At 68.3% G+C, this 23,506-nt stretch carries 9 protein-coding genes and 1 pseudogene; 5 read left to right on the forward strand and 5 right to left on the reverse strand.

The window, feature by feature from the left end; all coding sequences use genetic code 11:
- Positions 1–81: 81 nt before the first annotated feature.
- The 4 genes from OG207_RS07135 to OG207_RS07150 form a co-directional block, all read right to left on the reverse strand.
- Complete coding sequence (locus OG207_RS07135; protein ID WP_329096892.1) at positions 82–2,889, reverse strand: hypothetical protein; 2,808 nt, start codon at positions 2,887–2,889, stop codon at positions 82–84.
- A 163-nt stretch (positions 2,890–3,052) separates the two neighbouring features.
- A complete protein-coding gene (locus OG207_RS07140) occupies positions 3,053–5,803 on the reverse strand; it encodes a hypothetical protein (RefSeq protein ID WP_285523609.1) in 2,751 nt (916 codons plus the stop codon).
- On the reverse strand, positions 5,800–7,245 hold the full coding sequence (locus OG207_RS07145) for a hypothetical protein (RefSeq protein WP_285523608.1): 1,446 nt from the start codon (positions 7,243–7,245) through the stop codon (positions 5,800–5,802). The genes OG207_RS07140 and OG207_RS07145 overlap by 4 nt, the downstream gene beginning before the upstream one ends.
- 293 nt (positions 7,246–7,538) lie before the next feature.
- The gene (locus OG207_RS07150; protein ID WP_329096898.1) at positions 7,539–8,675 is read right to left on the reverse strand and encodes a tyrosine-type recombinase/integrase; all 1,137 of its coding nucleotides are present in this window, start codon (positions 8,673–8,675) and stop codon (positions 7,539–7,541) included.
- Between the two features lie 505 nt (positions 8,676–9,180).
- Here OG207_RS07150 and OG207_RS07155 point away from each other — a divergent pair.
- The 3 genes and pseudogenes from OG207_RS07155 to OG207_RS07165 all read left to right on the forward strand — a co-directional run.
- Positions 9,181–9,363: pseudogene (locus OG207_RS07155) on the forward strand (thioredoxin-disulfide reductase); the annotation flags it as partial.
- Between the two features lie 131 nt (positions 9,364–9,494).
- Positions 9,495–10,832 (forward strand): hypothetical protein, encoded by a 1,338-nt coding sequence (locus OG207_RS07160; protein WP_329096900.1) that lies wholly within the window; start codon positions 9,495–9,497, stop codon positions 10,830–10,832.
- A gap of 288 nt (positions 10,833–11,120) precedes the next feature.
- Positions 11,121–11,621, forward strand: a complete 501-nt coding sequence (locus OG207_RS07165; protein ID WP_329096903.1) for a hypothetical protein — start codon at positions 11,121–11,123, stop codon at positions 11,619–11,621.
- 480 nt (positions 11,622–12,101) lie between these two features.
- Here the strand turns inward: OG207_RS07165 and OG207_RS07170 are convergent, their stop codons facing one another.
- Positions 12,102–17,396 (reverse strand): NACHT domain-containing protein, encoded by a 5,295-nt coding sequence (locus OG207_RS07170; protein ID WP_329096905.1) that lies wholly within the window; start codon positions 17,394–17,396, stop codon positions 12,102–12,104.
- Between the two features lie 310 nt (positions 17,397–17,706).
- On the opposite strand from OG207_RS07170, the gene OG207_RS07175 reads away from it, so the two are divergent.
- Both OG207_RS07175 and OG207_RS07180 read left to right on the forward strand, forming a co-directional pair.
- Positions 17,707–20,598, forward strand: a complete 2,892-nt coding sequence (locus tag OG207_RS07175) for a DEAD/DEAH box helicase family protein (protein WP_329096907.1) — start codon at positions 17,707–17,709, stop codon at positions 20,596–20,598.
- Entirely contained in the window at positions 20,595–23,498 is a 2,904-nt protein-coding gene (locus OG207_RS07180) for an N-6 DNA methylase (RefSeq protein ID WP_329096909.1), read from the forward strand. The genes OG207_RS07175 and OG207_RS07180 overlap by 4 nt, the downstream gene beginning before the upstream one ends.
- The last annotated feature ends 8 nt before the right edge of the window (positions 23,499–23,506 follow it).

A 23,506-nucleotide genomic window follows, 5' to 3' on the forward strand; every position in this document is an offset into this window, starting at 1 on the left:
TGCTGCGGGGCAGCATCACCGTTTCGAGATGGCCTGGTTGCCTGCAGGACGGGCCTGACATCGAAAGGCTTGCCGGTCACGTCACCGGTGGCGCCACAGCTGCCTCAGGCGAAGGACCTCCATGGCCCAGTGGGCCTCTAGATCCTCGTCAGGGATGCGCTCGCGTCCAAGACTGAAGCGAACGTGCCGGTAGAGCCAATGCAGCGAGGCGTCAGAGCTCGCAATCAGTGTCGACAGCAAGGGTTCCCCGGCTGGTGTCTCCCGATCCACGGCCACGAGCAGCTCACCCTGGTCGTCAGGGTGCAGGTGGGGCAGCGCGCCACCCATGCGGTGGCGTAGGTCTCGCCAGGCCAGAAGCATTCCCCCTGCTCGGGATTGGTCTGCGAGAACCTGACGTGCCTCGCCAGCCAGCTTTTCGATGGTCTCGATGGTCAGTCGATCGGATGGTCTGGCATCCGCACGACTCTCCGTCTTCCTGTTCGTGTTCGTCACGGGGGTGTCGGCCGTCTGCCCGGACCGGTGGCGTTCGGTGAGTTCCCGGTGGTGCAATCGGCCTCGCCAACGCTTCACTGCAGCCTCGTCGGCAGCAGGCAGCGCCGCGGAGAGCCGGCGGCGGAGCTGACCGATCTCGTGAAGCGCTCCCCGGAGGCTGTCCACTGACAGCGACTTGCGATCGTGGCCCAGCTCCGCGAGGAGCTCGCGGATCCTCCGTAGGCACGGGTCAACGTGCGACGTCGGCTGATGCGAGAGGCACCACTCCTTCACTTCCCGCATAAAGGGGGTGTAGCGCTCGTGGTCGGCTGAAGCCAGCTTTCGGGCATACAGCGGACCCGCCATGCGGCGGCCGGCCTCTACTGCCGCCACATTCCCGTCAGCCTGGGCGGCACGGATCACGTCGAGAATGGTCTGGAACTGGGCCAGCGCCTCGGCATCGGCGGCCTCCTGCTCAGTGGCCGCGGTGGCTGCGCCACTCGGCGTGGGAGGGTTGGGGGCCTCCTGGCTCGCGGCGAATGCGCGGCTGATCAGACGCTCAAAGTTCACGACGATCGAGTCACCGGTGGACAGCCATGCTCGCAGGTCCCCAGTGCTCAGGCAGGCTGACTTGTAGGCTTCGAGGTGGCTCTCGGCCTGCTGTACGACAAGTTCAAGGTCAGCGTCGGGGCTCTCGGCCGGCTTCCGGCTGACGTCCGCCGCGTCACGCAGTCGCATGCGCAGTCTCTCCGCGAGCAGTGCCGCTGGGCGTTTGTAGGACGAGGACGCCTCCGACTCCGGCTCCGACACGGATGCCGCCCCGCTGACGCCGGAAACCTCGCTGTCCGGCCTCGCGTCAGGGGCTTCGCCGACAGTCTGCCGGGGGGAGGACGACTGCGAAACGCCCCTCGGGCAGTACTTCTCGTACGCCCGCTCCCTCATGTCGCCGCTCCAACTGCGAAGGCCCGCCCCTGAGCCCGGCGCTCGCGCACCGAGCTTCTGGAGGACGGCGCCCAGGTAGGGGAGGTCGCGTCCCGAAGGAGCATGGACCAGCACACAGAGGAGGGGAGCATCGGGCCGGCCGGGCTTGTCCACCTCCACCAACAAGTCACGCCTCGCGGGGTCAGGGAGCTGATTGAGATACCGGCCCACTCGGCGGGCAAGGTCGTGCCAGGTGGTCGTGGCGCGCTGGGCCGCTACTCGTTCCAGCTCCTGCCGGACCTGGTCGGCTACCGTGCTCGGACCATCCCCAGGAACGTCATGCGCGGTTGACGCCTCCGGCCTCGCGGGCCCTACTCGCCTGGTACCGGACGGGGCAGATATCTGCTCAGGCAGAGAGACAGCCGGCCGCCACAGACCGGTGCGTTCGGCATCGAGCCCGTTGAGGCGCACGATGCTGTCGGCACGTATCGCGTAGTGGGAGCCATCGACACCACCTGCGTCGGTGATCAGCAAGCGTGCGGGACCGGACAACCGGTACACATATTGATCCGTGGGGGCAGGTACGTCGTTCGGGAGGGAGACGCTGGCTCGGATGATCCGGCTGCCGGCGGGTTTGATGAAGCCCGATACCAAATAGCGGCCCTCGGCCACGAGGGCAGACTGCGTCGGATTCTCGCTGCCGGAGTCAACTGCGAATACGACCTCGTCGCCGCGCAGCGGCAGGCTGCCGGGCAACGGATCGTTGCGCATACCGCCTGCACGCACACCCCCGGCAGCACGCAGTGCCTCGAGCTCCGGCGTAACAATGCCGTCCTTGGTCATCCGGCACGATTCCAAGGACGCCCAGACCACGATGTGGTTGTCAGCAACAGTTCCGATGAGGACGCGGCGGTCGGTTCCGACCGTTTCACAGCGGACACGCAATGCGTATCCCTGGCGGGCCACCATGTCCCGTGTGATGGGCCCGTCAGGCCCGAACACCCATTCAACGTGGCCTTCCTTGACACCGAGGCTGTCGGCAGCCCTGCGCCAGCTGCGGTAGTCCTCCGGCCGCAGTTCGAACCGCAGGTGCTGCTCGGTGGCTCGGAGCCAGAAGTCCACGGCATCCCCAGGGCCGCTACCCAGACTACGCAGCTCGGCCTGCGCCGCATGGCCCTGACCCGCGAGCCACTCCTTGACATGCAATTTGATGAAGAGGTGGTCGGCGCTGTCGACTCCAGTAGCGATTCGGTCGCACGCTCTGCTTCCCTCACGGCCCGGGAAGTGGGAGAAATGGCAGACCTTGGTCTCGTACCGCTTGGTCATCAGTTTCTGCCCGCAGCCGCCGAGGAGCGTGCCGCACCAGAAGCGGTTGGTGCCGAACTGCCGACGGAACTCGTCTAGGTTGTGCGGTTGTTCGGGAAGGATGACGGGCTGGTCCGACTCTCGGCCACCGATCACGGCGGTCTGGATGAGCCGGGTGTCAATCAGCGCCACCCTTGCTCCCTCCCGGTTCGAAGTATCTGCAGGTACAGGAGGCAAGGCAGAGAGGCCCTGCCGCCGCCATAACGCATAAAGATACGCGAGGGCACATTCATGCGATGAGGCTTCGGGCGAAGGTCCCAAGCATCGAGATCGCGACGCCACAGGCCACGCGCCATCACATGTCCAGGTGCGAGGGACTCCCGCTGAGATGGAGGAACAGCTGCAAGGGGTCCAGATCTGTTGCGGTCAGGAGGGGGCCAAGGTCTCGTCGGGCCTGCTCGCCCTGGGCTGCGGGGCGGGGCGCTCCGCTCTGGAACGTGGCGGACGGAGTCGCCGGGGCCGGGACGCGGAAGCTGGTCCATTGCGTACCCCGCTGGCGCACGAGGACCGGCCGGTGCCAGGCCATGAAGCAGGGAACCCGAGTGCCCTGACCGCGGGCGCGGGCGAGCACGGGGCCGGGCCACAGGCCGTCGGGCAGGCCGGCCAGCACCGTGACTGCCTTCGCACACGCGGCCTGCGGGTTGCTGAACTCGCCCGCCAGTTCCCAGACACCGGCCTCGTAGGACGCGCTCAGATGGGCGACAGCCAGAGCCCGGTGTGCCTCGACGACGGGGTCTGGTACGGCGCGGGCCCGCTTGCCGAGAGCTTCGACGTCAGCCTTGGTGGCCACGGGAGCCCCTCGACGGCTCGCCTGCAAGTAGAGGTCCGACGCACGGTCCGGCTGCGCACGGGCGACCGCGGTACGGCTCATCCTCCAGGCGGCGGCTGCCACCGGTTCCGCCTCCGGTCCCTCGATCTCACCGTGCAGGCCGAGGAGCGATATGTGTACGGCGATCACCGCATCAAGGCGTTCTCCCTGTTCCGCGGGCAGGTCCTCGTCCGCCGGCCACCGGTCCGCTGCGGCGACCGCGGTGAGTGCGCGGAGCAGGTCCACCGTGACGGCGCGCCAGCTGTAGTCGTTCTCGTCCCAGGCGCCCGCGGCGAGGAGCTGCAGGTGCAGGGCGGCGACCAGCAGCGTCGTCGGCAGGGACCACGGGCGGGGCCGGGCCCCAGGCACCTCGTCGCCCGCCGGGTCCGGCCGACTCTTCCCGGCAGCCTCGGCGGCCGCCTTGTCCGCTGCCTCTGCCTCGGACGCCAGTCGGCGTGCCAGCCTGCTCATCCACCTGCGGGAGTATGCACGTGCACCGTCAGGGAGCGCAGACGGAGCGTCCTCCCCCTCCGCTACCGTGTCGAAGCCAGCTTCGGCAGCCTCCTCCTCGTCGTCCACCGAGAGGTACTCCGAGATCTGCCAGCGCTGCGCGGCCGGCGCCTGGGGCAGCTGCGGCAGGTCCATCGCGAGGGGTCCGAAGGCCACTTCGGTCAGCTCCGCGCCCAGTGTCCGGCGGCAGTCGGCCACCGTCGGCGGGACCCCGGCGGCCGACGTCGGCCGCCCCGCTGCATCCGTGACGACGAGTTCACGCAGCCGGGCGATGTCCTGCTCGAACCGTCGCGCCGCCATCGAGTCGCCGAACAGGTCATCGACGGCGTAGCCGCCGGAGAGGCGCGGGACCGTGTCGGCCGCGCCGCGCGGTGCACAGTGGTCGGCACTGTAAAGGAAGGCGACGGCCGATTCGACGTACGTTCCGTCGTCCAGTCGGCAGGTGGCGCGCACTGCTGCCCCCGGTGCCGTAGCTGCCAGCGGGAACGTGGCGGTGTGACGGTCTACCGGGATGCGCCCGATCGCGGCCCACGAGCCCGGCGCGCCACCGTCCGACGAGAGTTCGACGGAGACCTCCGCGCCCTCGGGACGGCGGCCCAGTACGGCCTCCAGCGCGGGACCGTCCGTCCGTACGCCGAGCAACACGAGCGCGGGCGCGGTTCCCGCTCGGCCGCGGCCTGCGGCAGTGGATCCGGTGAGCTCCGGGGCGGGGGTGGCCGGTCCCTCGTCCGGCAGCAGCGGGTCGGTGCCGGACGCCAGGACGGCGAGTTCGCAGTTGCGGGCGGGGCCGTTCCCGGTCCCGCGCGGGGCGTCCCCCACGGCACGGACGAGTGCCGCCCGGGTCAGGTTGGGGCTTCCGGTGAGCGCGTGCCAGCGGGCGCCCGTGCGCCACTCGATCAGCTTGCCGTGCCGCATCCTCGTCTCGGCGAGCTCGCGCACACGGGCGGCAGGGTGCCCGGCGAAGGCGCGCCTCACACCCTCCGCGTCGTAGCTGGACCACCTTCGCTGGAGTCCCAAGGTCACGTCGGCCGGGGACAGCCGCTCCCGGAGCAGCCGCAGCATCTCGCCCGAGGGGTCCACGAAGGGGGCGTAGAGCCGCAGTTCGTCCACCGGTCCGGCGGGGAGTTGGTCGAGGATAGGCCGGTGCAGGTTGTGCACCAGGCGTACGTCCGTTCCTTCCGCGTCGAGGGCGGGCGCCTCGCAGTGCAGCTCGGTCAGCAGGCCGGCGATGTGGTGCAGGTGTTCTTTCCACCAGGAGGTCATGGCGACCGCGTCCGGCAGCTCCTCCAGCCAGTCGGCGAGATCCGCCAGGAGCGGGTGGGAAGCCGTGCCGTCCGTGGCGACGACCGTCCACAGTTCGTCGTTGGTGCCCCATCCCGACTGCGTCGGATTGCCCGAGCCGATGGCGACGCGGCAGGCGTCGTCCCCCAGCAGCAGGGCCAGTTTGGGGTGGAAGGCCCCGTGGCAGGAGGCGACGCCGTGGAGGTATCCGCGCCCGGCCTGCCGCACGTCGACCGCCTCGTGCAGGGCGTGTCCGGCGTCCCCCAGGATCGCGACCCGGGCGCCCAGGGCGCGAGCCACCGGGACGGCGACCGCTTCCAGGAACGGGAGGTCGGTGGTGAAGCCGAGGACCAGGAACTCCCTGAGCGGTGCCTTGTCCGGCCGCTCCTGCCAAGCCCGCAGGAGGGAGACAGGCGAGGCGAATTCGGTGTGCACGGCTGCTGTCATGCCCCCACGTCCAGGCTCGTCCACGCCGCTTCGGTCAGGGTCAGGGAGCCGGCCTCGTCCACGTCGGCATCGAAGAGGCCGAGCTGCCGGCCGATGGAACCGAGCTGAGGGATCCGGATGCCGATCTCTGCCTTCGACTCCTCGCCGATCCTGAAGTAGCGGTCGTTGCGCATGTGGAGGCGGGAGAAGATCTTGAGGCCACCCGTCTGCGGGTCGTAGCGCAGCTTGCGCAATGCCACCCTGCGGGACTGGGCCAACATGTCGTCCGCCAAGCGGGACGCCAGGTCCCGGACCGGCCGGTCACCGTACTCCCGCATCAGGGCCTCCACCCACATCGGGTCGAGGAACTCCCGCCGGTCGCCGAGGAAGGCGCGCTGGACCCCTGCGAACAGAGTGCCCGGGTGAGGATGCGTGCCATCGGCGCCGTCACGGGCGCGGAGGCCGCCCACGAGGAGGACCCGGATGTCCCGCCAGGGAGCCGGTTCCTCCTCAAGGAGCCGTGGCTCGACGGGTACGGAATGCCCGGCCCGGTCGTAGGCCGGGCCGAGTCCGGCGAGCGCCTCGTTGACGGTCCCGTCAGGCACCTGGTCGCACAGCCATGTACGAAGCTCGGCCGCCGACCGGTCCTGGCCGCCGTCTTGCCCTTCCTGCGCACCGACCTCGGTCACGAAGTCCGCCCACAGCCGACGCCACGCGGACACGGAGTAGTGGCGCAACAGCAGCCCCCGCCAGCGGGCTGCCTCGGGGGCAGCGGACAATACGGGGTCGTCGGCCAGGAGCGGGCCGAACGCGACGGTCTCCCGTAGCGCACCGGTGTACGAGTCCCCTCCGTGCAGCGCGACCGCCCGCGCGAGCACGCGCAGCGTGGCCCTCCGCGTCCGGTCGGTGGCCTGCCAGTCCTCCGGATGGTGCATCCCGTCGCGGGTCGCGGCCAGCAACGAGGCGAGCCAGTCCCGCTCCGCGGCACACGGCTGACCCAGCGCCGCAGCCCCGGCTTCCTGCAACTCGGCGGGCCGAACTTCGGTTCGCCTGGAGCCTGCGAGGGCGAGCAATGGCGCGAACAGCTCGCGGACTTCTGTGGGGCATTCGTGCCGTCCCGGCCGGATCCTGCCCCCGTCGTACCCGACGATGCCGAGGACCTGGGCAGGCGCACCGTACTGGGACCAGAAGCCCCATGAACGGGGCGAGTAGACCCGGGCGGTCAGGTCGAGGTCGAGCCCGTCGCCGGCAGACAGCCGGGGGTGCACGCCGTCATGGCCGTGTGGGAAGAGGCCGTCGGGGATGCCGCCCTGCGACTGCGCGATCTGTACCGCTGCGAGCAGCACCTCGGAGCGGCGCAGCAGCTCACGGCAGCCCTGGGCGTCAAGGTCCCGGCGCTCGGCCTCGACGGCGGCCGCGGCGTAGAGCGTGTAGTAACGCGCATACTTGGTGACGCTGGACACCCCCGGCACGAGCCGGTCGACCAACCTCCGGACAGGCCCTTCGACGGACAGGGGGAACTTGGGACTCCGATGCCCCAGCCCCTCCTTGGCCCACGCCGGCCCCACTGCCTCCGCCCGCAACCTGCTGCCTTCCCCCTCGGCTGCTCCAGACCATACATCGGCTGACACCGACTCAGGGGAGCCGGTAGTGCGGTGAACGTCAAGTGCGGGTCGTGCTGCGCCACGCGACCAGATGGCGTCCAATTAGCGCCCGAAATTGTGCGGAATCCAGCCCGCCCACCGCAACTCCACCCTCAGGCGGATTCCCAGAGGCCGGCGTCAAGCACACGGGCTGCCTTCGTGATACTACCCGGCATAAGATGCCGATAGGTGCGATAGGTTTCCTCGATGGACTTGTGCCCCATCCATTCGGCTACATCAGTGATCGGTATGCCTTTACCCAGGGCATTTGACGCGAAGTAGTGACGGAAACCATACATGCCCATGCCGCTCACCGGGGGAAGGTCTTTGAACAGCTTCTGCACACGACGGCGCTCCATACCTTCGGTGTAATAGCCGCCCGGACCTCTGAGGAGATAACCTTCCTCCGTCGTTCCATACTTCTCTTCAAAACGCTCCATCGCCTCTCGCACGGTACGCGGCAGCGGCACCTCTCTGAATTCACCGACCTTTCGATGCTTGAGCTTCGCGGGCTTCAGCAGGTTCGAATGGATCTGCTCGTGGACTCGGTAGACATCGTCTGCAACCACGTTGTTGATGTTCACCGCCCGCGCTTCACCATTGCGGAGACCACACCCGACCATCATCGTGATCTCCAGTGCGAGGTCTTTGTCTGCCACCGCAAGGGCCTTGGTGATGTAGTCCAGCTTGGGAATGACCACCTTGCTGCGCACATATTCGGGATCCTGCACGCCCTTCACCGGATCCTCAGCCATCGCACCCTTGTCGTAGGCATCTCTCAGGATCGACTTCAGGGTGCGATATATATTCATCTGATTGCCGCGCCCGACACCATTGGCCTCAAGGTCATCGAGGAACTGCTCAACGACGCTCGGGGTGACCGAGTTCAGCTTTCGGGAGCCGATGGCAGGATTGATGTGGACCTTGATATAGCTGCCGACATGCTGCGTGGTTGAGTAATCGGTCATCTTCCGCTGACGAGGCAACCACGTCTCCGCGTACTCCTTGACCGTCTTCTGCCCCAATTCACGACGCGCTTCGGCCACGGTCGGGGCCGTCTGCTTCTTGGTCTTATAGAGCGCTGTGAGGCGGTCTATCGCGTCGTCTTGAGTGCTGAAACCGGTCTCCTCGCGCTGCTTCCCCAGCGCGTCCCGGAAGCGAATCGTGTATGTGTGAGAGCAGCGCGTTTGCCGGGCGCAGTCACAAGGCTTGAAGAACGTGCCCATGCCGCGGGCGAGCTGTCGAGCCATGAGTGGGAGCCTTCCGGAGCCGTGCGGGCGACCGCTGGCCCGGCCCCCCGCTGTCTCGCCCGGAGGTCAGCAGCGCCGGAACGGGGTCCGGTCTCATGCTGAGTGTTTGCCGACCTGGGCCCGGCCATCATGGCCCTGACCTGCACAGATGACCAAATGTCAGATGTTGGACTTGATCATGTTGCGCAGCAATTTGAGCTCCTAGAAGGCGGCTCCCTGCCAGCTTTCTGCAGGTCAAGGGCGTTTTGCACTCTACACCGGCAGGCATCGGAACGGAGATCTTAGGGAAAATCCACTGCCTCGGACGAGCGGGCTTCTGGCCTGCGCTTCCGCGGGCACCAGGCCGTTGCGACGCTGCCGCTCAGGCTTCGCATCGGCCAGCCTCTTCGGAACGTGGGGGGACTGATGCTGACCAGATGCTGACTTATCTGACGGCACATCACGCAGGTGTCGATCCCCCAGCGGCAGACCGTAAGGGCCCGCAGGACCGGTTTCTGTGCCTGTCTCCCCCTCCACCCGTACGAACATCCCTGGCGTCTTCGCCGTCGGCGACGTCGTCGACCACACCCACCGCCAAGCCATCACCGCAGCCGGCTCGGGCTGCGCAGCCGCCCTGGACGCCGAGCGCTGCCTCGCCGCCCTGTGCGACAGCAGCACGGACGCCGGCATGGCGGAGGTCAACGCCTGACTGGCTGGCCCCGACCCAGGGTGGGGCCGACTCCGACGATGTGCGCGCTTACGCCCTTCATGCGCCCCTGCTCACCCACGTAGCTTGCGGCGTCGGCCTGTACCACCCGTACGAACGTAGGGGGAAGCAGCTTGAAGCGAGCAGACGTGCTGAGGGATCTCGCGCAGCCGTGGAACGTGGCCGTTCACTCGACATCGGACCTCGCGGGCAGCGTCGCCAAGGCTGCGACCGCAGACGACAAGGCCAAGCGGGAGAAGAACCAGGCCCCTCTGCGCCGCAAACCCGAGCTTCGGCCGCTACCCGTGAAGCCACTCGGTCTGTCGCTCCAACTGACGCCATGGGACGTTCTCCACTCCCTGGGCCGGGCCAACGTCCTCGCCCGCCAAGGCGCAGGGCGAGGACTTGCCGAGCACTGGGCCAGCCTGAAGTACTGCCAGGCCCTCACCGGCAACGACGGTCGCTACATGGCACTGTCCACCGAAGGCCGTAACCCCAGGCGCCACTACGCGGCCACACAGTCGAGCGAGCTCGGCATCGGTTTCGCCCTGGCCCTCGCCCGGCGCGTACTCGCCGCTCAGTACCCGGGCCACTCGGTCTCGGTCATCGACGCCGAGATAGCCATGCGAGCCGGCTGGGAGCTGACCGGCAGGGAGGCCGGACGCAGCAGTGCCCCGCGCCGGCCGGGGTTCTTCCTGGAAGTGTGGAAGCCGGGCGAGCCGTCTCGGGTCATCCCCGTCACCTGCAAGGGCACGCACGGCAACACCGCCCAGGTCCACAAGCAACTCGCCACCGCCTCCGCCGACGTGGAAGGCATCCACATCGGCGCGTACAACGAGACACCGGCCTTCGTCTTCGGCACCACGCTCCCCAAGAAGAGCGAGAGCATCACGCTCTACCTGCTCCACGCTCCGGGCGACGGCACCCTGGCGGATGCGAAGGACCTCCATCTCGACCCTCCCGTCGAGGACCGCAGCATCCGGCCCGGCATAGACGCCCCGACCGGACCGAACGAGGAACCACCGGTCGGCTACCACGTGCGTCCCGAGGAGTGCGGCTGGTTCGGCCGGGTCCTCGCCCAGGCGGATGCCGCCGGCTTGATGGCCTTCACCGGAGGTGGCGCACCCACCGCCCGGTACCTCACCAAGCGACAGGGCAAAGGCCACTTCGAGACCTTCACCCACGCCGGCACCGGCATCGTCCAAGACGTCACCCACACCATCCACGGCAGGAAGTTCGTGGGCACCGATCACGTCTTCCGCCTCAACGGCGTCCGGGTGGAGGCCTTCTCCGGCCTGGCGGAGAACCTCTTCGACCACCTCCGGGACGGCAGGGTCGACCAGTACCGCCAAGAGGCCCACGCCCTCCGCGACTCCTGGCCCACCGACCCCTGGGATGCCAAGTGGCGCGGTCCCGTCTCTCTCCACCCCGACGGCACCGTCATGGCCCTGCGCCGACTCCGCCTTCGCTGATCACCGCTCCTGCCAGGCCTTCGGGGAGCCGGACAGCTCCCCGAAGCCCTCGAACGGTCAACACGTGGAGACACAGACCACCGGGCCCTGCCCGGCGCCAACAGCTCTGCGGGCGAAGAGGGCCAGACGTGGACGACTTCCGGCCATTGTTGTCCGAACGCAGTGAGACACAGCTGGACGCAGGCGGACACAGCCGGACGCAGTGAGACGACTTCTGCGGCGTTCCGCCTGGCCTGTCTGCGTCTGCCTCTCGTTTTGACGGGAGCGTGCTGCGCAACACTTCACGTCATGCCGAGCTTTCAGCAGAGGAAAGCCGTGGGGGACGCCCACGAGCAGCGCATCGCCAAGGAACTGACCGCGCGCGGATGGGCGGTCAACCAGTGGGGGCAGGGAGTCCTCACCCAGCCCGTTCAAGCCGCACTCCGAAAGACCGACAGCTCCCTTCGGTGGACGCCCGACCTCCTTGCCGCTAAAGAGGGCCATGTCGCAATGATCGACTGCAAGAGCAGCATGACCAGTCGGGCGACGCACCGGCACGCGATCGAGAGCGCCGCGGTCGACGCGCACCTCCAGCTCGTCGCGTGGACCAGGCTGCCCCTCTACTACGTGTTCGACAACCTCGACGTCCTCACCCCGTACGACGCCCTCACAGCGGGACAGACCGGCCCCCGCTCGGTCCGAACCGGCTCGGGCGCGCCATACTTACTCGTACCTACGACGCACTGCCGCGCCTTCAACGCCGCCTTCGGCCCGCGAAGGCATCCGTCCGTCGCAAGCGACGCCGCCTGAGCCCAGCGCCGCGCCAGACCCGCTGCTCGGTACAGTGCTCATACCGAGCAGCGTTCGGCTTCGACCGCCGCCGGAGTCACGTAGCGGGACACCAACCGCCCTCAGGAACCCCAGCGAGCCGTCGTTGGCCATCCCGAGCGCCTTCAAAGGCAACCACAACAACGCCCCACGTCGCACACCCAGCTGGCGTCCGCATCCGCCTATGTCGAGGCAGTCGACATCGGCGCACGGAACGAGACGCCGATCCTGTGTTCAGCACGGAGCTTCCGACCGAGGGCCCGCTCACGGTCCACGCGCCGCAGGCGCGCGGCATCTGCGGCGGCTGAACGGCGCACCGGACGCCCCCGACAACCACCTCGATCAACCCGTCGACGACGAGACGATTCCAACCGCGTCAGACACTGCGGCCAGGGCGGCCTGATTGGCGCAGAGTGCGTCGTCGACCGCACGGCCCTTGAGAATTCGCGGGATGCGCTGGGATCACCGAGCGGCGTCGAGGAGATCCAGAACGGCAAATCTGATCGGCCGAGGTTTCATCAGGGGGTTGTCATGTAGCACGGAGTCGCTGTCAGCAAGCGGTGCCAGGGCTGTGACTACGTCGGCGGGAAGTCCGGTCGCGGTGGCCAGAATGCCGGCCAGAAGAACCTGTCGATGAAGTGGCTCACTGGATACCGCGGTGTAGGTGCGGCTGCGGGAGCCCCATGCCACCGTACTGGTACCCATGTTATCGGGGCTAATGATGGCGGCAATTACGGCTTCCTCAGCGTCGAGATCACGTCGGATGCGATGGGCAGCGGCGTCGAGGAGATGGGGGCCAGCAAAGGTGACGGCGCGGCGCTGTAGCCGCTCGGCGAAGCGCAGGATGAGGTCAGGTACGTGGGCGGCCGGGGCAAGATTGATCGTCACGGCGATGGCCTCGGGCCAGGTCCAGCCCAGCCGGTAGCCGCTAGCGAGCTCTTCTTGCAACTTGCGATAGAGACTGTGCGCGTGTGGGTCATCGGGCAGGAGCCGGGCCAGGGCGATGCGGCGCCAGCCGGTGACAGTCACATCGATATCGTCATCGCTGATCAGTTGCCGTGACGGTTTGATACCCGATGGATGGACCAGAAGCTCCAGCAGTTCGCGTCGGTGGACGTCAGTAAGGCGGAGCCTGTCCACCACGCTGAGAACGGGCTGGGGGTCGTTCTCGGCTTGGGCTGTCTGGGCTGCATACTTGAGCAGGCACGGATCTTCCGGATTGGCTTCGGCGTACCAGGCAAACACACCCTTTTCTCGCAGGAGTTTAGGGTCGCCGTGCACGGCATTGTTCAGTGCGCGGTCGAGGTCTGGGTGGCGAATGGCGGCGTTCGCCAGCCGTGACCACACGCCGGTGAGATCTGGCGGGTTGCGAGGGAGTCGTCCAGCAAGGCGCTCGGGCAATCGGTTGTCGCTCTGGTCTTGCAGCGCCTTCCAGTGGCTGGCGATCAGTTCGGTCAACTGAGGATCGTAGCCGGACAGGGGATCGTCGAGTTCGACGGTGACGGGCCGGCCGTCGTAGCGTTCCACGACGCCCTGCAGGAGGGCGACATCGTTGAGCAGGAGCATGATCGCCCAGGCAGTGCGGCGGCGGTCATCGCCCGTCTCAAGGTCGTGGGAGAGCATTTCAATTCGGCACTCGGTACGCAGGCGCTGGAGTGCCTGTTGCTGGTGTGCCTGCTGCGTCGTGGCGGAGTTTTGGGCGCCGTCAGCGGTCGGCGCCGTGGAAGAAGCCGGGGCGAGCCCGCGGGCGAGCGCGGTACCGGCAGCCCGACGCACGGAACCCGATGTGTCGTGGCGCCAGTGCTTCAGCAGTTTGATCATGATCTCCGTGTCGATGCCGCGCCGTGTGAGCTGCTGGGCGATCAGCATCCGCAGGGAGGGTGGGAGGGGGTTGAGCAGGGACGTCGCCTCGGCGACGATCTGCACGGCTTCCGGACTGCTGAGCGGGCCGTAGCCGATCAGTACAGCACCAGCCTCGGGAGAAGGCCCGCCCAGACACTGGCGGGCGTAGACCAAGACCTCGGGGACTTCTGGCCACGCCCCGATGATCCAACCGCGCGCGGTGCCGAAGTCCTCGCTCGGCACCGCGTCAAGACACAGGCTGGCTAGAGCGCGTGCATCGTGACGTACCAGGGCGCGTTCGGCCTCAGTGCGCTGGATGGGGGAGGATTCGCCCCGTGCGGCGTTCTTGCAGTCGATCCAGAGCCTGCCCAGGGCGGCGATAGCGTGGTCGATGTACTTCTGGGGGCGCTGTTGGATCAGCTGGACCAGGCACTCGATTCCTTGCTCGGGCCCGAGGACTGCAGCGACGACCTCCACAAAGGGCACCGCGTCGTCAGCAGGTCCGTTGATCTTGCGTAGCAGTGCTTCTCGGGCGGTGGGGTCATCGCCGTAGTGGTGTTGCAGGGCACGCGCCGACGAAGCTGTGCCGAAGGCGGCGTCAAGCGCGTCGATCAGGTAGTCGCGTACTTGGTCAGTCCTGGCCAGCCGAGCCAGGTTGTAGGCGTCGTCGCCGAGGTGGGCGGCCTCGCGCAACAGCCGGGTCTGAGCGGCGTCGCGGATTGTGAGCTCATCCGCCCAGCCTGCAGGCGCATGGGCCAGGGCATAAGGGAAATACTCGTCGGAGGCGATTTCGCGGGCCACCCACCTGACCGCCTTCGGGTCATGCGGGAACGCGGTGAGCAGCACCCACCAAGCAAGTTCCCGCGATCCGGGAGTGCCGGGGCGGCCTGGGGTACCCGACAGGATGTCCAGGCAGAGGTCTCGCACGGACTCATCGTCCCGGGCCGCTTCGCTGACCATCTCCACCGTGACAAGGTCCCAGAACTCCCCTACCGAGTCCCGTTCGAGCAGGCTGAGCAACCGCTGACGATCGTTCTCATCCCAGGCGGGGGCTGAGGTCTCGCCCTGAAGCGCCCGGTGCGCGCGCAGGGCGACGGCCCAGATGCCAACGGCTCCCTGGCGCAGGCCCCAGGAGATCAGCTCCGTCGTCCGGGGGTGGCCGGGCCAGCCGGTGACCAGTGCTTCGAGTGCGGCTGCTTGGGTGCGGGTCTCGCTTCCTGAACGGATCACCAGGGCCAAGGCTTGGGCCACGTCCTCGGAGCCGCCCAAGCGTTGGGCAATAGCCTGAGCCGAGGCGTGCTTGACGTTGGAGGACGGATGCTCCAGAGCCCGCAGCAAGATTGCCTCAGCGTCCGGTACGGCGATGCCCCCGCGGCGCAGCGCCCAGTACGCGCTCGGGTCGTCCGTGGTGGCTATGGCTTTGCGCGCGAACCATGGCAGCAGGATTCGACTCGCGGTCGTCCCGGTTAGGGCACCGGTGAGGGCGGCGACTAGACGCGCCCTATGGGGCATCCAGGGGTGGCGTTCGACGCGGTCGCAGAGGATCCGGGCGAACCGTGCGGCATCGCGGGGAAGCATGCGGACACCAGCTGCCAGAGCCTCTGCGACCAGCTCATGGCCGGCCATTTCCTCTGGTGAGTGCTCCGGCCCTGCGCTGGTGGCTGTCTGCAGCAGATCGGCAACCTCGCCTGGGCGTCCCTGGCCGGCTAGTAGAGCAAGGAGCACATCGCGCCAGGAACGGCTACCGACTCTGGATCGGACGATTTCCCTCTGATGGGCCAGGGGTAGGGTCGTCAGGTGCTCAGCGGCGAGCTGTTCGGCGACGGCGCGGTGGATAAAACCCAAGGTACCGGCTCCCTGAGCGACCAGGATGCCGAGATCGCCTTCGGCTGTCTCCATGATCTGCGGAGCCAGACGACGGGCATCTGCAGGGTCGTAGCCGAGCAGGTCGTCATCGCACAGTGCCCGGACCACGCTAGCGCGCCACACGCGGATGCCGGCAGCGGGCCCTGTCTCGGCCTGACGCAGTTCGTAGGCGACAGCGGCCAGAACCTGGCGGATTTCCCGGGTGTCCAGTGCGTTGCCGGATCGGCGCATATCCCGTCTGCGAATTGCAGGGTGCTGCTCGACCAGCACGTCGACCAGCCGTCGGTGGGCTTCCATACGCCGTGTTGGCAGCGGGCCATTCGACCACATCCCGGCCAGCATCAGCAGGAACAGCGGCACGGTAGCCAGGGTGCTCAAGTCGGCTACGGCCTTAACCTCATCCAGGAAACGGTGAGCGCTGTCTGTTTTGAGGCGTTGCGCGGCCTGGCTCGGGCCCTGAGGGTCTTCAGATGTAGTTAGCTCGGCCAAACCGGCCCTGGCGAAAGCGGCCCGAGCCATGCGCTGCTGCTGAGCTTCGGACAACAGAGCCAGGTTCCCCACCCGCCAGCCGGCCAGTGCCATTAGACGGCGCAGGGCATAGGGGCGGCTGGAAACGATGGCAGCAACGTTGCGGCTGCGGATGAAATTTTCAAGGAGGGTCAGGGCAGGGTGGGCGCTGTCCTCGTCAGTCCATTCGTCCAAGCCGTCGACTACCAACAGCAACCGGTCGTCGGCCAGGGCGCGTGCCACCAAGCCGTGCAGGTGCTGCGCTGAGTATCGAGTGAGCCAGGCCCGGACGGCGGACTCAATCGACCGCTCCGCGTCCTCTTTGAGGTATTCGCAGAGGAATGAGAAGGGAAGCCACACCGGCAAACTCGAGCCGAACTTGCCGGCCAGGGCTGAGGAACGGGGTGACTCGTCCAACAGGTCGGACACGACGAAACGCAACAGTCTCGATTTGCCTGCACCGGGCCCGCCAACCACGACCGACAGATCACCGGCGGCCAGCCACTCGTCGCAGGCCCTGCGAGTGACGTCCGGTCCGCCCAGGTCCTCCTCGACTCGGTTGAGTTGGAGCATGCGGTCCACGGCGGGCACCTCGTCCCGCCCCTGCCAAGGAGGCTCGTTCCCGAATGTCTGCTCCCCTGGGAGTGCCGAGCCCTCGTCGCCATCTCTGAGTGGGCGGTGCCCGGCCGTGTGATCGTCCGCCTGAATCTGATAGTCCTCAGTGTCCGGACGGCTGCCGACCGGGGAGTCCCCGCCGCTATCGGTGATGTCCAGCGTGATGTACTCAAGCGGTGCAGGCGCGTGCGTGGACATGGCCGGGTTCAGGAGCACTGCCCCGGTGTCCTGCAAGGCGAAGGATGCTCGATAGAGGCTGCGCAGGCGGGTACGCAGTTCACTAACGTCTTGACCAGACAGCCTGTCTGCCAGCGCTTCCGCTGCCTCAGGGCCACAGAACCGGGCTACCCATGATCGACCGAAGAAGTCGTCAACCACCTCGGGCAGTTGGCGCAACTGCTCGCTGACCGACTCGCGTCCCCAAGGCTCAAGCCGGATCCCCTTCTGCTCCAGCCTGTCCGCCTGACGGTTGAGCTCTTCGGCCAGCTTGATGGGACGCAGGGCGTGGGTGGTGGCATAGATGAATACTTCCGAGCGCTCGGCCCATGAACCTCTCAGGAACTTGTCGACCGCTTGGATAATTTTCGCCGGACTCAGCGTCTTCACGTGCTTCGACTGAAGGGTCGTGTAACGACGCTCGGGATCTGTCGCGGAGCGCGCTTCGGTCTCGCGGGTGTTGCGGACGAACAGGTCAATGCCTTCTTGGCCCTGCCCTGGCGTGCCGTACAGCTCGGCGCACTCGGCCCGGCCGTTGCGTTCCGCAAGTCGCAAAAACAGGCGTTCCACATCCGGCCACGGAAGCTGATCCAATGGCAGGTAATCGGCCTTGGTGACAACGGGCGGCGCAACGCTGCCAGACGGAGGAACGTGCAGGCCGGGAGGAACCTTTCCCGACGACCGCACCACCACACCGCTCTTTCCCGCCACGATCAGTATCTTCGCACGATGCCCTCAACGACACACGCGAAAAGCGTGGGTCGCACTGCGGGCGCGTACAGCATCGGTGACACCAGGATCGACGAGCCCGCCGACGCACCGGCATCACCCGTGGCGAGACGGGGCAGCCGGACATGGCGACGGAGGCATCGTCAAGGTATGTGCCATCGCACCTCCTTCTTAGAGGTTCCCTCAGGTCGGACCCAAGGCCGAACCTGAGGCGATAGATTTGGGGTGCTTGATCGACACCGTGCCACGGTCGCCGGTAACGCTGACGAAGAGTGAAGGGAACGTGGGCCGAGTGCACCAGGTGGCTGCCGAGGAAGCCCTGGCGGAGCTGGCCGCCGCTTCCGCAAACTTCGGCTTTCTGCTGCCGCTGGAGCCCCTCCTACTGCTGTACGGCGCGGGTGCTGAGGCCGACGCGCACGACCGCCCGAAACGGTCCCTCGCTCAGGCCCGGCAGTTCGCGGAGGTGCTTACTGCGGAGTCTGTCCGGCTGCTCGGCTCGGATTCCGCCGACGGCCCGGTGCACCACGTGCTGGCCGAACTGCGCCGCTCCGGCAACCCCGCACCGGACCGCGAGACGGCAGCGGATGACCGGTCCCGTGCCCAGCGCTTCGTACGCCACTGCTTCGAGCTGGGCGTCTGGTACTTCCGACTACGGACCGGAGTGCGTGACGAGCTCTCCTTCGTCCCGCCGGCCGAATGGGACCGCACCCCGGCGAGCCCACCGCGCCGACAGGTGGCCAGATCGGGGCCGGTGGCCGACCTGGCCATCTGGGTCGCCCTGCTCGACGAGTACGTCCCCATATTGCGGCGGACTTTCGACCGGCGTACGCCCGCCGAGACAGCCACCCGCGCGTCCCTGAAGGCACGTTCAGCCCTCCTGGAGACAAAGTGGCGCGTCGCGGACCTGCTGGCCGAGGCAGGGTGGACCGTACAGCATGATTCGGAGACGCCGCACGAGCTACCGGTACGGGGGGTCGCCGTGCGGGGCACGGCGCACCCGGACCGGGCGGCAGGACCGGACTACGTTCTCCACATCGATGGCCAACCGGTGGGCACCGTCGAGGTGCGCCCCCGCAGCGAGGACCTGCGCGCGGCGATGGCCCGGACCCGTGAGGCCGGCACCCCGTCGACGGCGTCCGCAGAGCGACGGATGCCCTACACATACGTCACCGACGGCGTCCGGGTAGTGTTCCGGAACGGGGACGACCCCGAGCCGCGCCCGCGGGAGGTCTTCACCTTCCACCAGCCGGATACCGTGGCCCGCTGGCTGCGCGAAGCCGCGACCGACCCCCAGGCGCCAACGTTTCAGGGCCGCCTGCGCCACCGTCTTCCGGACCTCAGTGCTGACGGCTACTCCCGGGGCTCCCTCGGGTCGGTGCAGTACGACGCGGTGCGGGCGTTCGAGAGTTCGCTGCGTCGGGGCGAGCGCCGGGCCATGGCCCAGATCGCTGTTGGGGGCGGCCGGACGGTCACGGCCGTCACCGCGGCCCACCGTCTGCTGCGGCACGCCCGAGCCCGCCGGATCCTCTTCCTGGTCGACCGGGTGGAGCTCGAAAACCAGGCGCTGGCGACCTTCGCGGCGTACTCCGGCCCCGGCAACGATGGCCGGAAGTTCACCGAGTTGTACCGGGTCGAGCGGTTGGGCCCGGACGCCGTGCCGACCCTGGGGGTCATCGTGAGCACCGTGCCGCGGCTCCACAATGCCCTGTCCAGGGGTAATCCAGCGTCCGGAATCCTCTACCGGCCCGATCTGCCCCCCGAGTTCTTCGACCTCGTCATCGCCGACGACTGCCACCGGTCCGTCTCCGCCCAATGGCGTGCGCTGTTCCACTACTTCGACGCCCCGGTGCTCGGCCTGACGGCCGCCCCGACGGAGCGGGCGCTGGAAGTCTTCCAGGGCAATCTCATCAGCTCCTACACTTTCGAGGATGCCGTCGCCGACGGCCGAGCCGTGGACATCACCATCTACCGAATTGGCGACCTCCCCACGCGACCGGAGCGGACGGCCGACACCCTGGAGGAGGAGTTCGACCTCGACGTCGAGGCACCCCCCGCGCACCGTCGCTCCGTGGTGAGCGGCAAGGCGCTTCACGCCGCGCTGACGGCGTTCAAAGAGGGGCTGCCGTCGATGTTCCCCGAGCGGGCGAGGCTCGGTTCCGGGGACGTGGCGCTGCCCAAGACCGTCGTCTACGCGGCCAACGACCAGCATGCGGACGAGGTAGTCGACGCGGTGCGCGCGGTCTTCGGGCAGGGGCCTGGCCTTTGTCAGAAAGTGACGCTCAAAGGCGGATCACCGTACCGGCTGCTCTCTCAGTTCCGTAACACCGTCGAACTGCGAGTCATCGTGGTGGTGGACCTGCTTACCGGGACGGACATCGCCCCCGTCGAATGCCTGCTGTTCCTGCGGGACGTCAAGTCCTCATATCGCTACTTCCAGATGCTCGCGGTCGGGACGCGCCCCATCGCGTCGGCGGCACTGAGGGCGGTCACCCCCGGCGCGTCGGCCAAGACCCACTGCGTGGTCGTGGATCCGGTCGACGTCGCACGACACCATGCCGTTCAACCTTCCACGACGCGGAAGCGGGGGCGAGGGAAGGACGCGGACGAGGCCCCGGCCGCGGCTGCAACAATCGACGACGCCGAGGTCATGGAGCGTTGGCGGTCCTTCCTCCGGGCGGGCAACGACTCGGTGCAGGAGCTGATTACCGGCACAGTGGGCCTGGCTGAGGGGGGCGTCCGGAGGCTTCAATCGTGGGCCGAGTCTCTGGCGCGGCCGCCCCACGGCCTGACGGCGGAGCGGATCTGGAGCGCGTACGAACGCGCCGGTGTCTCTGTGTCGGATCCCCGTCGGCCGCGGACACCGAAGGGGCCCGTGGACCTCCTTGCCCTCGCCCGGTACGAAGCGGGCCTGGAGCCGCAACCGCGCGCCTACCGCGACCAGGTCTTCGACCGGCTCGACGCGTGGATCGACCACCAGGAGCGCCGGGGACGGTCCTTCGACTCCGACCAGGTCTGGTGGATGGAGCACATCGCGGACGGCACGGCGGCCGGCGGGAACTTCGCCGCCGCATCTCTCGACGCCGTTCCGTTCACCCTCAGGGGCGGGACGTCGGGCTTCCTGTGTGCCTTCGGGGAGCAGGGGGCGGTCCGCCTGCTGGACGAGTTGCGGAGCGTGCTGGCGTGAGGGCGGGACTGCCGCCCCGCTGGACCGAGGTTCCGCTGGGCGAGCTGCTGCGCGAGCCGCTGGCGGCGGGCCGGTCCGGTCAGGCCGTCCCGGGAGGAGTGCCCGTACTCAGCCTGCCCGCGCTGCGGTCGGCGACGGCCGACCTCGCCCAGTCCCAGGAGGGTCCGTGGGCCTCGGCAGCGGAAGCGGCCGACCATCTAATCCGGCCCGGCGACATCCTGATGAGCCGCAACGGCGGGCCGGGGATGCGGATCGGGCGGGCCGCCCTGGTCCGCGAGACCACCGGGCCCACGACGTACCCCGCCACCATGGTGCGGGTGAGAGTCGACGAGCGGCTGATCGACCCCGAGTACCTGGTGTTGGCGTGGGAGTCCCGCGTCGTACTGCGCCAGATCGAGTCGTCCGTACGTCAGGGCGTCGGCCTGGGTCACATCGCGGCGCGGGATCTCGAACGGGTTCGGTTGCCGCTGCCCCCACTGTTCGAGCAGGAGCGGATCAAGACCTCTCTCGCCTTCTGGCTCGCCCGGGTCGACGAGGAGGAAGCCGCCGTCCGCGACATCCTGCGGCGGGTGGAAGACCTCCGCACCCTCGTGATCGACCAGGGTGTCCTCGGCCGCACCACGACCGCGCCGCACACGGACCCGGAGCACTCCGCGGCCACGCACCGCGCCCCCCTGCCCGCCATCCCCGTGGGATGGCGCTGGGTTGCCCTCGGCGAGCTGGCCGAAGTCGTACGCGGGCCCGTGGCGAACAGCCGGCGGGCCGACGATCCGCACGAGGTCGAGGTGGGCTCCCTGCGCCCGGCCGAGCTCCGGGGCGAGCGCTGGGCACACGAGCAGATGCCGACGGTGCGCCTGGACGCCCGTAGAGCGGAGGCGACCCGGTTGAGCCCCGGGGACGTCCTATATGTACTGAGCGGACAGCCCGACAGCCTCGGCCTCGCCCGGGTGTGGGAACAGGACTCCTCCCACCGCACGTACGTACCGAACCACCACTTGGCACGGGTCCGTATGACCGGGGACGCCCTGCACCCCCGGCTGCTCGCCCTGTATGCGAACGGGCCCGGCCGAAGCTGGCTACGGGACGCCGCACGGAGCACAGCTGGCCTAGCCTCCCTGGGCCTCGACCAGCTGCGGCAGACCCCCGTACCCGTGCCTCCACTCGCCGAACAGGGCACGCTCCTTGCCTTCTTGGAGGCGTGGAACAGCGGACTCACCTCCGTTACGGCCTCGGCCGAGGAGGCCCTGGCAATGGCGGACCCGCTGCGCGACGGCTGTCGGGAGCAGGTCCTCGCGGGCAGGCTGCCCCACGGCGCAGCGCCGAGCAGCGAGAACGACGTACAACTCGAGGGAGCAGTGACCGTGCCTCCGACGACGCCCACCCGACGGCCTGTCAACCGACCTTCCGAGGTGGAGCGCCGAGCTGAGCACCTCTGGTCCTCCTTCCCGCCACTGAGCAACGACGGCCTAACAGCCCTGGAGTACGGCGAGCAGGTGACGTACCTGCTCTTCCTCAAGGCAGCGCAGGAGTTGCGGCACCGGCCCCTCAACCGCGTCGATGTCCTGGGGCGCGACGCCTGGGACGAGCTCGCGCTGCACAAGGGCATGAAACTGATCCAGTACTACGACGCCCTCCTGGCGGAGCTTGGCGAGCGTGGCGGCGCGGTCGGCCGCATCTTCCACAAGGCCCAGAACCGCCTGCGCCGCCCGCTGCACCTCCAGAACCTGATCCAACAGGTCAGGGAGGGGCTCTCGTGGTGGGACGAACGGCCGGAGTGGCGGGCCCCGGTCTTCGACGCGTTCCTCGCCCGATGCGCTCAAGACCACCGGACCGCCGCAGGCCAGTACTTCACCCACCGGGATCTGATCGACGCCATCGTCGCGTGCTGCCGTCCGACCGTCGAGGACACGATCGTGGACCCGGCCGCAGGCACCGGGGGATTTCTGGTGCGGTCCTTCGAGCACATCGCCCGACACCTCCCGCCGGGCGTCCCGCCCGCCCAGCGGGAACAGCTTTCCCACGGCGCGATCCGCGGGACGGAACTGGTGGACGCGACGGCGCGCCTCGCCACCATGAACCTGTTCTTGCACGGCGTCGAGCGCCTCGATAGCAACCCGGCGGCCATCGAGGTCCAGGACTCCCTCACCGTGAGTCCTCGCCGCCAGGCAACCCTCGTCCTCGCCGATCCGCCACTGGGGCAGCGACGCTGGGTGCCCCCGTCCACCGGCGCGCCCGACCTCCCTGGCGCTGAGGAGCTCGCCCTCGCCCGGCCGGACTTCTGGGCAGCCACCAGCCACCAGCAGCTCAACTTCGTCCAGCACGTCTACACCCTGCTGGAGATCGGCGGCCGGGCAGCCGTCGTCGTACCGGACGGCGTCCTCTTCATGAAGGGCGCCGGGGAACGGGTACGGAGACAGCTGCTGAAACAGTGCGACGTGCACACCCTGCTCCGCCTCCCCATCGGGTTCTCCGGAGGCTACTCGGGGGTAGAGCTCAACGTCCTGTTCTTCGAGAAGGCCGCGGCCCGCCCCGACGGATCGCCAGCGACTCGCCACCTCTGGGTCTACGACGCGCGGACCGGACACACGGCCGTCGCCGATTCCTCGGAAGGCTCCGGTCTCGACGCATTCGTCGCTGCCTACCGGCCCGGGCACCCGCCCGACTCCCGCGCCGCGTCGCGGGACTTCAAGCCCTACTCCGTCGACGCGCTCCTTGCCAGACCCGACGTCAACCTCGACCTCGGCGCCGACCTGGGTGAGGCGGAGCCGGGAGACGCTCCAGAGCCGCATCTGATCGCCCAGCAGATCTCCGGGCGGTTGGAGGACACCTGGCGACGGTTCGCCAGGCTTGCGGAGGAGCTCACCCCGCCGCGCGATGCCCGTACGTTCCGGTCCGGCTGAGGGGGATC

It is taken from the genome of Streptomyces sp. NBC_01439 (assembly GCF_036227605.1).
Lineage (GTDB): Bacteria > Actinomycetota > Actinomycetes > Streptomycetales > Streptomycetaceae > Streptomyces.

Bases quoted from the DNA above. Each gene is read 5' to 3' on its own strand.
- OG207_RS07150 (WP_329096898.1), bottom strand. From the start codon at position 8,675: ATGGCTCGACAGCTCGCCCGCGGCATGGGCACGTTCTTCAAGCCTTGT.
- OG207_RS07165 (WP_329096903.1), top strand. From the start codon at position 11,121: ATGCCGAGCTTTCAGCAGAGGAAAGCCGTGGGGGACGCCCACGAGCAG.
- OG207_RS07140 (WP_285523609.1), bottom strand. From the start codon at position 5,803: ATGACAGCAGCCGTGCACACCGAATTCGCCTCGCCTGTCTCCCTCCTG.